Consider the following 15,085-nt stretch of genomic DNA (forward strand, 5'->3'; position numbering starts at 1 on the left):
GGAGACATGTGGAGAAGAAGAGGCATCACGCCCGCGTACTGCTGCCTGATGCGCTCGATCCTTGCTTCATTACTCCTGATAATGGCCCTTCTCCCGTGCCCGCTCCGAGCGGAATTCCGGGCTGGCGCCGCCGTGGTGGATATCAGTCCGCCGAAGCTTCCTGTCCTGGTGAATGGAGGCATGCTGAGCCGCTATGTGGACAAGATCAACACGAAGGTCCATGCCCGCGCCATCGTGGTCGCCGATGGGAAGACCCAGGCCGCCATTGTGGTGGCGGATAGCTGCATGATGAGCCGGGAGGTGCTGGATGATGCCAAAAAAGCGGCGGCGGCGAAGACAGGAATCCCCATGGATCGCATCCTGATTTCCGCTACTCACGCGCACTCCGCGCCCTCTTCCATGGGGTGCCTCGGAACAGATCCTGATCCCGCCTATGTGCCCTACCTCAAAGAAAAGCTGGTGGAAGCCATCGCCGCCGCCCAAGCGAAGCTGGAGCCGGCGCGCATTGGTTTTGCAAAGGCGAACGCCGCGGAGTTCACCGCGCTGCGGCAATGGATCCGCAGGCCTGACCGCGTGGTGGAGGACCCGTTTGGCAACATGACCGTCCGGGCGAATATGCATGCTGGCCGTAAATGGGAGGACGTGACCGGCGAGTCGGGACCTGAGGACCCGGACCTGTCCATCATCTCCATCCAGACCAAGGGAGGCAAACCGCTGGCGGTGATGGGCAACTTCTCGATGCACTACTTTGGAGACAAGGACATCAGCGCGGACTACTTCGGACTTTTCTCAGAAGGGCTGAAACAGCGCATCGATCCCCAGGGCATGATGGTGGGCATCATGTCCCATGGCTGCAGCGGCGATATTTATCGTGTGGACTACAAGGTGCCGGAGGCGGACCGCCCCAAGCCGACCATCGATGAATACACGAATGGCCTGCTGGACATCGCCATGAAGGCATACGCGGGCATTGAGTATCGTGATAAGGTCGATGTGGCCATGGCCGAGAAGCGCATGACGATGAAGTACCGGGTCCCGGACAAGCAACGCCTCGAGTGGGCCCAGCGCATCGTGACGGAGATGGGGGACCGCCCCGCAAAGAACCCGACCGAGGTCTACGCCCGTGAACAGATCATCCTCCACGAGCGGCAGCAGACGGAGATCGTCGTGCAAGCTCTGCGAATCGGAGACATCGGGATCGCGACCACGCCCAACGAGACCTACGCCATCACGGGGCTGAAGATCAAAGCAGCCAGCCCATTGAAGCACAACATGGTCATCGAATTGGCCAATGGCGGGGACGGCTACATTCCTCCGCCGGAGATGCACGCCTGGGGTGGCTACAACACCTGGGCGGCGCGATCCGCGGGCCTGGAGGTCATGGCGGAGCCAAAAATCACACAGGCAGCAATCGCACTTCTTGAGGAGGTCAGTCATGCGCCTCGCAAGCCATGGAAGCTTGCCATGGGCCCTGCTTCAAAGACCATCGCGCAAATGAAACCCCTGATGTGGTGGCGCCTCAACGAATTTGGAGGGCCACTGGCTGAAGATGACAGCGGAAATCATCGTGATGCCACCTACGAAGGTGGTGTCGCCTATTATCTTGATGGACCCAATGCGGCGCCGTTCACCGGAGGTGAAGTGAATCGCGCCCCGCATTTTGTGAGTGGCCGCCTGTGCTCGGAATTCGCTGGAATGGACGCTGATTATTCCGTCTCACTCTGGGTCTGGAATGGCATGCCGAATGATGGCCGCGACGTGAGCGGTTGGTTCTATTCGCGCGATCACAACCACGGTCTGAGTACCTACGGTGAGCATCTCGGGGTGGGCGGCAAAAGCGGCAACACCGGCAAGCTCATCTTCCAGGGAGACAAGCTCCTGGCAGGCAAGACAGAAATGCCCCGCTGGACCTGGCAGCATGTGGTGCTGGTCCGTTCAGGCAACTCCGTGCGGGTCTACTTGAATGGCTCCCTCGAGATCGAAGGAGAGTCGAGAGCGTCCAACATCACAGACTGCTTTTTCGGAGGCAGAAGCGATCATGACTCCGGTTGGGAAGGCCGCCTCGATGAGATCGCTGTCTTCAATCGCACGCTGAGTGCCGATGAGGTGGCCCGTCTCGGGGCGAATTCCCCGAAGTGACGGGATCAGCAAGGCAACGGGTCGGAGGCGCGCTCAGACAAACTACTGCTGAGCGACGCCCTGACCGATGTCGATGCGGTGATACTTGTTGGGTTCAAGGTGGTCCAAGGTGGTCTCCCTGCCATCGGGCCAGGTGATGTGCACACGCACTTCGCGTGGCGCTTCACCCAGTCCGAAAAGCAGTCGCCTATCGCCCTGAGCGGAGAAGCCGCTGACGCACTGTGCCTCGCGAGTTTGCAGCATCTCGCGGCCCTGGGCATCCTTCTGGATGAGTCGCACGCGGGTGCCGAGCGCATCGCGACTGACGTTCATGCCATCCCCTCGCAGCTCAAGACCCAGCCAGGGGTGTGGCTTGGCGAGGTCATTCCGGTAAAGGGACGCGTTTTTGAATTGATGCGTGATGAGACAATCGAGGTCGCCGTCATTGTCGAAGTCCGCCAGGGCCACGCCACGTGAATTGCCCAGCTCCGGCATGCCCACGGCCTCCTGGACTTCACGGAACTGCATGCCTGCATCGTTCCCCTGATTGAGCAGCACCTTGTTTTGCTGCCAGCCCCAGATGGCGCAGCCACGCAGGTCTGCCCAGCGATCCGCGTAGGCATGCACACTGGGACCGCTGAGCATGATGAGCGTGGCCGTGTACCAGTAGTCTGGAGGGCGCGTGTACTGGCGGTCGATGGAATCATCCACCATGCCATTCGCCTGTACGATGTCCTGCCATCCATCCAGATTCAGGTCACCGATACCCGCGCCCCAGCCGAATGCCCGCGCATTCAGCGCGCCTCGTTCCGTGGCTGTATCCGTGATGTGCGGACGCATGGGATTTTTTGGATCCGCCTGCATGTGCCACAGCAAGCTGCCCTCAGCCTGCAGCGGAGCGTGTACATTGGAAATGTAGATGTCGGTATCGCCCGCATTGTGCAAGTCCGCGATGCTCACGTTCATCCCCTTGTAGGTGTCACGGCCAATGCTGCCGAAGTGGGGGCCGATGATCTTGCGGAAGTATTTCCCGCCTTCATTCATGTAAAATTCATCAGGGCCAAAGTCATTGGCGATGTAGAGATCCGTATAGCCATCGCCATTCACATCGGCGGCGCCCACGGCGAGACTCCAGCGCGTGCCTTCCAGGCCCCACACCTTGCTGTCCTGTTTCACAAATTTCCCTTCGCGTGTGCCCAGGTACAGGAAGTTGCCACCACCATTCGCCGCATCATGCCACCCCTGGTGCATGAAGTGGAACATACGACGATCGCCTTCGTACTCCGGTTCTGGCAGTTTGAAGACCGTGAAGGGGGTCGGCTTCTCGTAGTCGCGCAGATAGGGGGTGAAGCTGTTGCAGATCAGCAGATCCAGGATGCCATCGCGATTCGCGTCAAAAAAGGTCGCGGCCAGGCTCACGCTATGTTCGCTGATGCCCGCCTCGCGAGAGACATCGGTGAAGGATACCTTGCCTGAAGGCATCAACTCATTGCGCAGCAGGCGGCAAGGACCATAGCCCGTGGTGATGAGCAGATCCTGATCGCCATCGTCGTCGTAGTCAGCAAAGGCAGCACCCGCGCTGAGGCCGTGTGTTTCTGGGTGACGCGACACATCATCCATCCCTGGCAGCGGCACGCGTTCGAAGCGCAGTCCACCCACATTGCGGAAGAGCGCATTCCGATCCTCAGGACGCTTCACTGGATTCGTGAGGAAGAGGTCTTGCAGTCCATCATTGTCGATGTCCGCCACGGCAACGGCGTCGCCCACACTGAGCAGCCACTTCGCGATGTGGCGTACGCGCGGGTCAATCTCCTCCAGTACTGTGCCCGGCTCCGCATGGATGCCGCTCTGGGCAGGTTCAAGTTTGGCAAAGGTGAATCCGGTGTCCCTCACCGAGGGCACGCGGAAGACCCATGAGTGAAACAGAAAAAATCCCGCTGTCGCGAAGGCCGCGATGACTCCTGCACGTTGCAGCCATTTGCTGGTGAGCAGCAGCGCAAACGCCTTTCCACGCGTCTGGATGAGTCGTCGGATGTGCAGGAAGAGGAAACGGCCCGTCGCCAGGGTGAAGGCAGAATAGAAGAGCGTCTCGTACGAGCGCCGCCAGTGGAAGATAAAATCCAGCGTCACCAGACCCAGGGCCACGAGAATCTGCGGTTTGCGTCCCTCCGGCGAGGTCCGCGGATCCGTGATCATGAAGAACGTGAAGAGATACAGCGAAGGCGCGCTGAAAGTCCCGTAGAGCAGCGTGGTCGGTGGCAGGTGATGGCGCAGCAGCCATGCGCGAATGCACGTCTGGATCAGATAGAACACCAAAAACGCCCCCACCAGCCACTGTCTCTGCACGCGAAAGATGAAAAGCGTGAGTGCGGCCGTGATGATGAAAATGGGCAGCCCGATCCAGTGCCCCCATTGATAGGCCGGAGCGGGTGCGTAGAGGTCACCCCCTACCAGCAGCGCCATGACCACGGCGAACATGGACGGGTTGTACACATGCTTCCCATTGAAGGTGATGAGGTACTTCGAGGCCACCATCACAAACACCGGAGGCAGGAGCAGCCAGAGGTTGTGTGCATAGTTCAGCAACAACCCCAACCCGCATGCGCTGATGTAGGCACTCAGCGGGGTATAGCGCGAAGGCTCACGGAAGATCCGGGCAAAAAGCATCTCCAGCACACAGCCGGCGAGGACGGTCAGGATGAGCTGCAAAGGGCTGCGATTGAACCCCAGCGTGGTGCATCCCAGCACGGCATAGAAGGTCAGCAGCGCTGCAAAGGGATAGCGCGGGTCGGTGCGGAGTGGTGAGGTGGGAGAGAGAAGGGACACAGGATGTAGAGGAGTCTAGCGTGATTTTGTTGATTGGCGACGTCTGTGAACGTCCATCCTGGCTGAAGCCCATTTTACCGGAAGCGGCTTCCAGTTTTGACACGTCGTGGTAGAAAATTCGATGATGAAGTCGAAACCTTGGAGCCTGTTGCTGTTCGGGATGGTGCTACTGGCATTGCTCCTTCCCGCCCATGGCCAGCGTGGCAATCCGCGCGTGCAGTTCGAGGGCGAGACCATTGACGAGATGATCGAGCAGTTCATGGCGGAGCATCAGGTTCCCGGCATGACACTGGCGATTGTGCAAGCGCCTTACATTCCACGAGCGGTTGGCTACGGCATGTCGGATGTCTCCCGTGAATTACTCGCTTCACCGAATACCCTTTGGAACATCGGCCAGATGACACGGGCCTTCACTGCGGTGGCGATTGTACAACTGCTCGAAGACGGCAGGCTCAAGCTGGAGGAGCCCGTGGGGAAGTTCGTCACAGAGCTCCCTCCAGCTTGGCAGGGCATCACTCTCAGACAATTGATGGCACACGCGTCGGGCCTGCCGGACTATACGCAGCAGAAGGATTTTGATCCTGCCCGTGAATACAGGCCCGCTGACATCATTGCCTTGATCAAGAACCAGCCTTCTGTCTTCCAGACGGGAGCGAAGGCGGCTGACAGCGCCACGGATTTTTTTCTGCTGGCACTGGTGATCGAGAAAGCCAGTGGGATGAGCTACGAGGAATTCGTGACGAAGCACCAGATTGAGCGGCTGGGCTTGAAGAACACCATGTTTGCCTCAGACTTCGCGAAGGTGAAACGCGAGGCGGTGGAGAAGAATGAAATGAGGCACAAGCAGTTCTTGTCAGAGCGTCCCTACATTGATCCCACCGAGGTGGCAGTTGGCCATGCTGAGATCGAAGGCAAGATCGTGCCGCTGAAACAGAACAGTCAGAGTGCCTGGCTGGGTAGCGGCTCCGTATTTGCTTCTGCCACGGACATCAGCCTGTGGGACGTGGGGCTCGCCGGTGGTCTCCTCATCAAGGAGAAAGAACATCGCGCACTGATCTATGGCCCGTCCAAACTCAATGATGGTTCGGTGCTGCCGGCAAATTGCGGATGGCGATTCCCAGCGCACAAGGGACTCATGGACATAGAGGGCCACGTTCCGGGCTACTCCACCTACCTTTCACGCTTCACGGACAAGTCGGAGCTCGTCTGTGTAACCTTGTGTGCGAACAAAAGCGGCGTGGATCTCTCCGGCCTCGCGCGAAAGATTGCCGGTGCCTACAATCGGAAGCTCGGTCCTCCGGTGGGGGCAACACTGATGAAGTGCCGGGAGAGCTGTTATCCAGTAAAGGTCACCATGGATCGACTGGAATCCTTCCTACGCGAACGAGAAGTGGGAGTCGTTGCGCGGGTCGACCATGCTGCGGCAGCGAAAGCCAAAGGCTTGGAACTGCCACCGACAGAGGTGATCATCTTCGGAGATCCAACCATGGGCACACACTTGATGCATAGTCAGCGAAGCATTGCGGTCGATCTTCCCCTGCGTGTGATGGTCTGGCAGGAAGCTGACGGCACTGTGTGGACCGGCCATCATGAAGTGTCCGCTCTCGCTGAGGAACATGGCATCAAGGATCAGGAGCGCGTTGTCAAAGCGATGAATGCGAGACTCGAAGCGGCTCTGAGATTTGCGACGGCACCGTATTGATCCACTTATCCAGCATCGCGATCGCAGCGCAGCCCTGCCTGCGTGTATCTGCTTCGTGACGTTATTGACTCTTGCGATCAGCAAGGCGGCCCAAGACGCAATCTGATTGCGTGCGCGGTGTCTGAATTGCCACCCAAGCTGACTCGACTGAACGTCGACATTCAGCAAGAAAGGGGCGCGCCCAAACCCACGCCCGCCCCATGATCCTACGTTCTCGCGAAGTTTCCATGTTGTTCGTTGTGCCAGTTGTGGTGCTGGCCTCGCTTCTCCAACATCGCGCCATGGCGCAAGATTCCAGCGTCACAGAAGGAGCGAATGCAACAGCAGAAGCCACGTCATCGCGCCGCAAGATCGCCACGATGGAAGAGCTGGCTCAGGTGCTTGATAAAGAGAAGACCGCCGTTGGAAAGACTGCGAGTGAAGTGATGAAGGAACTTCCGGCGCTGCCCGAGGGCGTTGCGGAATTGCGCTTCGATGAATTTTACAAGATGCCCGTGGGAGATCGCGGATTGGAACCCACGGAAAAGCTGCTTTCCCTGAATGGCAAGCGCGTGCGCATTCTCGGCTACATGGCGAATATGCAGATGCGTGGCAACCGGCAGATGCTTCTCGCGTCCGTGCCGCTGAAAGCCCAGCCACTGGAGTACGGCCAGGCGGATGATATTCCCGCTGCGCATGTGCTCGTGCGAGTGCCTGGCAATGCCTCGGAACGTGTGCCATTCACCGCGGGCCTGCTGCTGCTCACTGGCAAGTTGACCGTCGGTGGCAGGTCGCTGGATGGCGAGAATGCGTTCGTACGTCTCCTGCTGGATCCTCCTCATGAAAACGCACCTGCAGCAGTAGCGCCGACGCCTGCACCGACTTCCGCACCTGCAGCGAGCCAGTCTCCGCAGTGATTTGGGCCCACTTTCAGTGCCGTCAAACCACCATTCGTCCCATTCCATGAAATCTCACAAGGGATCCTCCATCCTCTCTGCCGTGACCACGCTCACGGTCGCTCTCGCTGCGGGCGCTTCGTTCGCGGCTCCCACGGTGACGCGCCTCACGCCTCCGAGCGCGCTCTTCACCTACAATGATGCCACTCCTCCCATCGTCGCACGTTTCCTTCCGGGACAGCGTTTCGACCTTCAGGCCACGATCGTGCCTGATGCGGGGCAGACCATCACCAGCGCCATCTTCAAGGTCGATGGCAAGCCCATCGGTGGCGCCGTCTCGCTTCTCGCGACGAACGGCACTCCTGCCAATACCGTGGCTGCCACACGCCGTGCCTATGAAAACTTCAAGCCCGGCATTCACACCTTCACGGTTGAAGCTACTCAAAGCAATGCCACGAAGGTGACCGCCACGGGCAACTTCCAAGTCGTGGAGCTTGAACACCAGGGCCGCAAGATCGACGCGAAGAATGTCATCATCCTCATCGGTGACGGCTTCGGCATCGCTCACCGCACCGCTTCCCGCATCATGAGCAAGGGTGTGCTTCAGGGCAAGGCCGTGGGCCAGCTCAACACGGACACCTTCCCCAACACGGGTCTCGTGATCACCCATTCGTTGAACTCCATCGTCACGGACTCCTCCCCAGGCGCGGCCTGCTACTCCAGCGGCAACAAGGCGAACAACAACCAGCAGGGTGTGTTTCCAGATGACACCACGGCCAACTTTGACAATCCGCGCGTGGAACTCATTGGTGAATACCTCGCTCGTACGGAAGGCAAGGCGCTCGGCATCGTGACCACTTCTGATGTGTTTGACGCCACTCCTGGTGCGTTCGGCACGCACACGCAGAATCGCGGCGCAGGCACCGGCATCTGCGACCAGTTCCTTGATGAAGCGGTCGCCAAGGGCGGTCTGAAGGTTCTCATGGGCGGTGGCCGCAAGTGGTTCCTCCCCAACACGACCCCCGGCAGTGCGCGCAACGCCTCCACGGACTACGCGCATGCCGCCGAACTCGCCGATGGTTGGGACGTCGCTTCCGGTGCCGTGGATCCTGGCCGCGATCTTATCGCCGATTTCCAGGCGGAGGGCTTCGCCTATGTGCCAAACGCGACCAGCCTGAACGCCATTCCCAACAACACGAAAAAGCTTCTCGGCCTCTTCGCGCTGTCCAACATGAACGTGGCTCTCGACAAGATCAATGGTCCCACCAAGCGCAACGTGGTGCCCGCCGGTTCCTCCAGCGGCCAGCCCGTGGTCGTAGACTATGGCTTCCCGGACCAACCCATGCTGGATGAGATGGCTGCCAAGGCGCTTCAGGTGCTCAAGCAGAACAAGCAGGGCTTCGTGCTCATGATCGAAGGCGCCTCCATCGACAAGCAGGCGCACAACATGGACAGCGAGCGCTGGATGCTTGACGCCATTGAGTTCGACCGCGCCATCGGTGTGGCGAAGGCCTTCGCACAACAGAACCGCGACACGCTCATTGTTGTGACCGCGGACCACGAGTGCGCCGGTATCAACATCATCGGCGCTTCCACTGTGCCGGATGCCACGCTCTCGACGTTGACGAACGCCACGTCCCCGACCCTTCAGGGCGCTGTTGGTCCCTACGAAGCCGCTGGCTTCCCACAGTATGTCACCGCTCCTGATGGTTACCCTGCCACGACCGATATCGACAACCGCATGATCATCGGCTACGCCGGCAACTCGGACCGCTACGAAAACTGGAGGACGAATCCCCTCCCGCTTCGTGACAGTCAGCAGCCCTTCAATGGTTCTGCTCCGCTGAACACCTATCCCTCCGGTCCGCTCAATCGCGACACCGCCGGTAACTTCCTCATCACCGGCCAGGTATCCGGCTCCAGCGCGGTGCACACCGCCTCGGACGTGCCGGTGTATTCCTTCGGCAACGGCAGCGCGCTCTTCGCCGGCACCATGGATAACACAGACGTGTTCTTCAAGGTGATGCAGGCCATCTTCGGCGGCTGCAAGAACTAAGGTCAGTCACGTTCCTTGAGTATATTGTCATCCAGGTTGTTGTTCCTTCCGGCTGGGCTCGCACGAGTCCAGCCGGAATGCGTTTGCCGTGACAGCGGCCATGAACGAAAATGTGTTGTTACTCGCTTCGTGAGGCGGGCATTTTGCGCATGGATGCTTGCCGCACCGGTATTCGCACCAGCGCAGGAGGTCGCCACTTTCTCCCCGCCCAGCGCCCACCCTGCGGAGCGGTATGAAGCATCATGGGGGAAGAATCCCTTTGTCCTGAAGACTGCACCGGTCACTCCTGAGCGTGTCTCGTTCGCGCGGGATTGGATCATCGCCGGGTGTTTCGGAGCTGAAGACAATCCCATCGTGGTGCTTGCGAACACAAAGACTCGCGAACGCCTTCGCCTGAAGAAAGGCGAGCCTGGAAGCAATGGCATGAGCCTACAGTCAGTCACGTTCGCCTCCAACCGCAAGGACACCGTGGCCACAGTATCCCTGGGCGCAGAATCGGCCGTGCTGCGATTTGACGAATCCCATCTCAAGCAGGCTAGGAGCCTGAAGAAGCCACCAATGGTGGCGGCGGCGGTGCGTCAGTCATCTCCGAGTCCGGAAGGCACCCCAGCACCGGATGATGCACTAGTGGCTTCCACGCCGCGAGATCAGGGTGCTGGATTTCCCTACACTTACGGAACTGGCGACGGGGTGAATTCCATTGCCAACGCTGACTCTGCCAATCAGGACAGCGGCAGGCGTCGCATGCTCACCGCGCAGAAGCCGCTGGCAGGAAGCAGATAGCACCATGACTGATCACCAGAATTGCTCTCCCCGCCAAAAGGAAAGCGGCAGACTGCTTTCGCAATCTGCCGCGTGTTCAGCACCTTCTGTTTCTGACGTGAGGTGAACGCTTACTTGTTGCCCTTCACCTTGTTGATTTCATACACCGTCGTGGTGCCGCTGACTTCGTTGGCCACGAGCAGGAGAGGCTTGCCATTCGGGCTGTTCTCTTCGGAGATGAAGAACAAACCTTCAGGACCGAGGTCACCAGCAGCTGGTGTATTGGGAGCTTGGGTGAAGTCGCGGTTGTCCGCGTATTGCACGAACTCGGGGGCCGTCGGGCTGGTGATGTCATAGACCATCACGCCACTCACACGCTCAAGTCCGACGAAGGCGTAGGTGCGTCCGAAGGCCTTGCCCAGAGTCACGCACTCGGGTTCCGGTCCTTTGTCGTCGCTGCGGTCGTCGAATTTGTTGATCTCGTGGTTTGAGTTGAAGAAGTCTGGAAGGATTTCCTTGAGAATCTGCTCGAACTGATCGCCGCTATCCCACAGAAGATTGCCCTGGGCATCGCGAATGGAGAAGGAGCGGGAACCGAAGGTGTAGATCTCCTTGTAGATGTTGTTTCCGTTCGTGTCGCCCTGAGCCTTGGTAGCCTTCAGACGGCCGAGGTTGTTGTTCTTTTTGAGTTCCGTCGCCACCGCCGTGGGGAAGACTGCCGGGTCGAGCGCCATGCTGCCTACGCGGGTTTCTTCCGCATAGCCGGACCACTCACGGCTGTCACCTTCGTTGGCTGTCACAAGGTAGGTCTGGTTACCCACCTTGTAGGAGGCAATGCCGTCCGGAAGAAACAAACCCTTCACAGGCCAGTTCTGGATGTTGATGCGGCCGTTGTTTGCCACAGGGATGCCGTCACGGTCACTCGCGTCCAGTGCGTTGCTGGAGCCAAAGCCATTCGACGCGAGGGAGTGATCCTTCGTTCCGAGACCCACGAGATCCGACACCGTGCCGGAGTTGACGTCGATGATGGCAATCGCATTGGCTTCCTGGAGCGTCACCCAGGCAGTATTGGAGTCATGGGACACAGTGATGTATTCCGGCTCCAGATCTTGAGCCACGGTGGCGTTTGGGCCGAAGACGCGAATCGCGGGCTTGGGCCCGGTGCCGTTGAAGAGTTCCGCACGGCTCTTCGAGTTGAAGGCACGGAAGTCCACCGTGCGCACATCGGCCTGGGTCACAGAAGCCACGCCCTTGGAGACGTCGATGATGCTCACGGTACCTTCGGGATCCACGGAGTAGTCGTCGCTGGGCTCACCTTCGTCCGCCGTCAGAACGTAGCGGCCATTCGGGGTGAAGGTCACCATGTCGGGCAGCGCTCCCACGGTCACTTCCGCAAGGAACTGCAGGTTCGTGTTGAAGAACACGACCTTGCCAGGATTCGTCTTCACCGTCGATTCCACCGCCACGGCGATGGCGCCATCATGCACGGACACGCTGTTGGCGACTCCACCGAACTGACTTGCCTGAATCGAACCTACGATCGTGGGCTCAGCAGGGTTGGCGATGCTGAAGACATCGATGCGCGCAGCCTGTGCATTCACGACAAACACGCGCTGCGTGGCTGGATCGTGGGCGACGATTTCAGCGGCGCTCGTGAGGAAGGAACCGGCAGCCACCGTCGAGACGGGCGTTACGGAAATGGAATGCGGCGACTTGGCCGCAGCACTCAGCGGAGCAAGGATGGCCAGAGCGGCGCATCCGAGCGTGGTCAGGGATGTTAGTTTTTGATCGATCATGATGTCGGCAGTGAGTTGAACTTCACTCGCTACCGACGCTGCAATGATGGGCAAACTGCCTGAGGTGACGATTCCGTGAGGTGGCAGTACGTGGTGGCTATGACCCGCTCAGCCATGCGATGCGCTGACGTCGCATCCGCCGTCCGCAAAGGCCCGCGCTTCCGTCGAACGCTGCCTATTTGGCCTCCCTGTACAGCAAGGTCAGATGAATCGTCCCATCGTACTCAGACTGGGCCATGCTGATCACCTCGATATCCGGATGCTCCTTCAGCCAATCATTGACCTGCGCGGTGATGGCTGGCGAGGTGAAGACGATGATTTTCATAAGCCCTTCATACGACAGAAGGGCATGAACTTCAAATCACCGTGCCTCAGGGCACGCTGCCTTGGATGAAGATATCATCGCGAGTCTCGCTGAGCGAATCATCGAAGCTCCCATTCTTTCCTGCGGACCTTGCAACGAAGGTTTTCCCGGAGGCAAGGATCTGAATGGGGTGTTTCCATCCATCGAGCGAGACATCGCCTGCGTCAGGTTGGTTCGCATCGGCTACTTGGAATCCTTCCTTGTTCAGGGCCTCCAGGATCCCCTTGGCATCGCCGCCAGGGAATTGGCCGTGCTTGGCGTGATAATTCTTCAACGCTGTGGCAGTCTGCTGCAGGAGCACCTTGCTGCGATGTTCGGGAGAGCCACCGGGCCCTGAGTCACCTTCCGTATCAAAGAACACTGTCCACCCAAAACCTGCGAGCACCAGCACCGCTACAGCGGCGAAGACTTTCCTGCCGCCGCCCTTCGTTCCCGCACGGCGCAGGAAGAGGATGTTGCGTCCGTAGAGGAATGGCAGGAAGCAGTTGCCCAGCACCAGTGGTGCCTTGTCGAGGTGCAGGAAATAGAGAAGGTTCAGCACGCTGCCCCAGAAGCTCAGGTGCCAGAAGTACCAGGGCACCACCAGCTTCTTTTCCTTTTCACTCTGCAGCCACTGAAGCACAAAGCGGCTGCCGAAAATGGCGGCGCCGAGAAAGCCGACCACCGTCCACAGCATGGAGTCGACATAGAGCCAGTGTCCGAAGATGGGTTCGAGCCAGTTTTGAAGGAAAGCTGAGGTAGCCGGCATGTGAGCGGAGGAGGAGCGATGCGCGAAGGGAAACTGAACTGCGGGAGTACGGCGCTTACTCCATCAAGAAGGAATTGAGTCTCTCGCGCTTGAGATTCAGATCATTGAGGGTCTTCTTCTGGGTCGCTTCAAACCCACGAAACTCTGCCGCTACTTCCCTGCGCAGCGCTTCGTCTCCGGGATTGTGCAGGGCTGCCTTCTCCACAACCACTTTGAGCGACTCTACCAGCTTCTGCTGCCCATCCAGATAGTTCAGCATGCTGGTTCGGTAGGCCGTCACGGCATATTGGTTCTCGGGATAAGGCAGCTTTTCGAATTCACCGCGGAATTTCCCAGGCAGCGGCTCGATGGATGCGAGCGCGCTTTTGAGGGCTGCAACGTCGGTCCGTTCGCCATCCATCCACTTGTTCATGTGAGATGCAAAGGGAACGCCTGCGCTCGTGAGTGCAGCACAAATCTCCACCGCACGGTTGTCGAGATTTACAGCATCCTGCTTGTCCTTGCTGGTACAGCCCACTGTAAGCAGGCAGGCAATGAGCAGGAGCAGGACGCCGGTAGATTTCATGGCAGTGGGGATTCGACCGGCAGCCTGGGTGAACGTGGAGTCAGGTGCTAAAAGAAGAACTTCTTCGCCCGCTCAAAGAACGACTCCTGCATGGGCGAGTGGTGTTCGCCAAGCGCCTTGGCAAACTCCTGCAGCTTCTCCTTCTGTTCCGCATTGAGCTTGGTGGGCACGGCCACCTGCACGTGCACATACAGGTCACCACGACGATCCGCATCCAGGCGCTTCATTCCCTGACCACGCAGTCGGAATGTGGAACCTGTTTGCGTGCCAGCCGGCACCTTCACCGTGGCTTTGCCGTCGAGCGTGGGCACCGTGACCTCGCCACCCAGCGCCGCAGTGGGGTAGCCCACGGGCACTTCGCAATGCAGGTCAAAGCCATCTCGCTCAAAGAGGTCGTGCGCCTTGATGCTGATCACCACGTAGAGGTCGCCGCTCGGGCCACCTTTGGTGCCCGCGTCACCATTGCCGCTGGAGCGCAGGCGGGATCCGTCCTCAATGCCGGCAGGGATTTTCAGCCGGATGCGTGTCTTGTCCTTCGCGCGGCCCACGCCGTGGCAGTCACGACAGGGATCGGAAATGGTCTGCCCTGATCCCTGGCACTCCGGGCAGGTCTGCTGGATCTGGAAGATGCCGCCGGAGCGAATCACCTGGCCCACGCCACCGCAGGTGCGGCACTGCTTCGTGCCGCTCCCGCTCTTCGACCCGGAGCCATTGCACGTCTTGCAGGCGATGAGACGCTCGAACTCAAGCTCCTTCTCCACGCCCTTGGCCGCTTCTTCCAGGGTGATTTCCAAACCGTAGCGCAGGTCACTGCCGCGCTGTGCGCCGCCAGGCCCGCGACGGCGACCACCACCGCCGAAGAACATGTCGAAGATATCTCCACCGCCACCACCGCCGCCAAACACCTCGCGGAAGATATCCATGGGATCATGGAAGCCGCCACGCGGGCCACCGGCTCCCGGTGAGCCGCCTGCGAACGCTGCATGACCATAGCGATCATAGGCCGCGCGCTTCTGCTCATCACTCAGCACGTCGTAGGCCTCGCCCACTTCCTTGAACTTCTCCTCGGCAGTGTGGTCGCCGGGATTCTTGTCCGGGTGGAATTGCACCGCGAGCTTGCGGTAGGCCTTTTTGATCTCGTCCTGGGTTGCGCCTTTGGCGACGCCGAGGACTTCGTAGTAGTCACGCTTGTTGGCCATGTGAGGGGAAGTTCTATCAGTGCTGATGTGGGAGGACTGGAGGGCGGGAGACCCGTGGTCAGTGGAGGGATGCG

Annotated in this window: 11 protein-coding genes; 5 read left to right on the plus strand and 6 right to left on the minus strand. The window is 59.4% G+C overall.

Going from position 1 to position 15,085, the window contains the following annotated elements; genetic code table 11:
• The first annotated feature begins 81 nt into the window (after positions 1-81).
• On the plus strand, positions 82-2,139 hold the full coding sequence (locus DES53_RS24485) for a LamG-like jellyroll fold domain-containing protein (RefSeq protein WP_170157364.1): 2,058 nt from the start codon (positions 82-84) through the stop codon (positions 2,137-2,139).
• Positions 2,140-2,181: 42 nt separating this feature from the next.
• Here the strand turns inward: DES53_RS24485 and DES53_RS24490 are convergent, their stop codons facing one another.
• Complete coding sequence (locus DES53_RS24490) at positions 2,182-4,944, minus strand: FG-GAP-like repeat-containing protein (protein WP_113960972.1); 2,763 nt, start codon at positions 4,942-4,944, stop codon at positions 2,182-2,184.
• Between the two features lie 121 nt (positions 4,945-5,065).
• Here DES53_RS24490 and DES53_RS24495 point away from each other — a divergent pair, with 121 nt between their 5' ends.
• The 4 genes from DES53_RS24495 (at position 5,066) to DES53_RS24510 (ending at position 10,360) form a co-directional block, all read left to right on the plus strand.
• Positions 5,066-6,646, plus strand: a complete 1,581-nt coding sequence (locus DES53_RS24495) for a serine hydrolase (protein WP_113960973.1) — start codon at positions 5,066-5,068, stop codon at positions 6,644-6,646.
• A 200-nt stretch (positions 6,647-6,846) separates the two neighbouring features.
• A complete protein-coding gene (locus DES53_RS24500; RefSeq protein WP_147263589.1) occupies positions 6,847-7,542 on the plus strand; it encodes a hypothetical protein in 696 nt (231 codons plus the stop codon).
• 46 nt (positions 7,543-7,588) lie between these two features.
• Entirely contained in the window at positions 7,589-9,577 is a 1,989-nt protein-coding gene (locus DES53_RS24505) for an alkaline phosphatase (protein ID WP_113960975.1), read from the plus strand.
• A gap of 153 nt (positions 9,578-9,730) precedes the next feature.
• Complete coding sequence (locus DES53_RS24510) at positions 9,731-10,360, plus strand: hypothetical protein (protein WP_113960976.1); 630 nt, start codon at positions 9,731-9,733, stop codon at positions 10,358-10,360.
• A 110-nt stretch (positions 10,361-10,470) separates the two neighbouring features.
• On the opposite strand, the gene DES53_RS24515 is transcribed toward DES53_RS24510, so the two are convergent.
• From DES53_RS24515 to dnaJ, 5 genes are all read right to left on the minus strand, one after another.
• Positions 10,471-12,135: a choice-of-anchor I family protein gene (locus DES53_RS24515; RefSeq protein ID WP_113960977.1), complete on the minus strand. Its 1,665-nt coding sequence runs from the start codon at positions 12,133-12,135 to the stop codon at positions 10,471-10,473.
• A 175-nt stretch (positions 12,136-12,310) separates the two neighbouring features.
• Entirely contained in the window at positions 12,311-12,460 is a 150-nt protein-coding gene (locus DES53_RS33175) for a hypothetical protein (RefSeq protein WP_170157365.1), read from the minus strand.
• 46 nt (positions 12,461-12,506) lie between these two features.
• Positions 12,507-13,247 (minus strand): lipid-A-disaccharide synthase N-terminal domain-containing protein, encoded by a 741-nt coding sequence (locus DES53_RS24520; RefSeq protein ID WP_211325669.1) that lies wholly within the window; start codon positions 13,245-13,247, stop codon positions 12,507-12,509.
• Positions 13,248-13,302: 55 nt separating this feature from the next.
• On the minus strand, positions 13,303-13,812 hold the full coding sequence (locus DES53_RS24525; RefSeq protein WP_113960978.1) for a hypothetical protein: 510 nt from the start codon (positions 13,810-13,812) through the stop codon (positions 13,303-13,305).
• Positions 13,813-13,859: 47 nt separating this feature from the next.
• Positions 13,860-15,011 (minus strand): molecular chaperone DnaJ, encoded by a 1,152-nt coding sequence (dnaJ, locus tag DES53_RS24530; protein WP_113960979.1) that lies wholly within the window; start codon positions 15,009-15,011, stop codon positions 13,860-13,862.
• Between the last annotated feature and the right edge of the window lie 74 nt (positions 15,012-15,085).

Source organism: Roseimicrobium gellanilyticum, from assembly GCF_003315205.1.
Taxonomy (GTDB): domain Bacteria; phylum Verrucomicrobiota; class Verrucomicrobiia; order Verrucomicrobiales; family Verrucomicrobiaceae; genus Roseimicrobium; species Roseimicrobium gellanilyticum.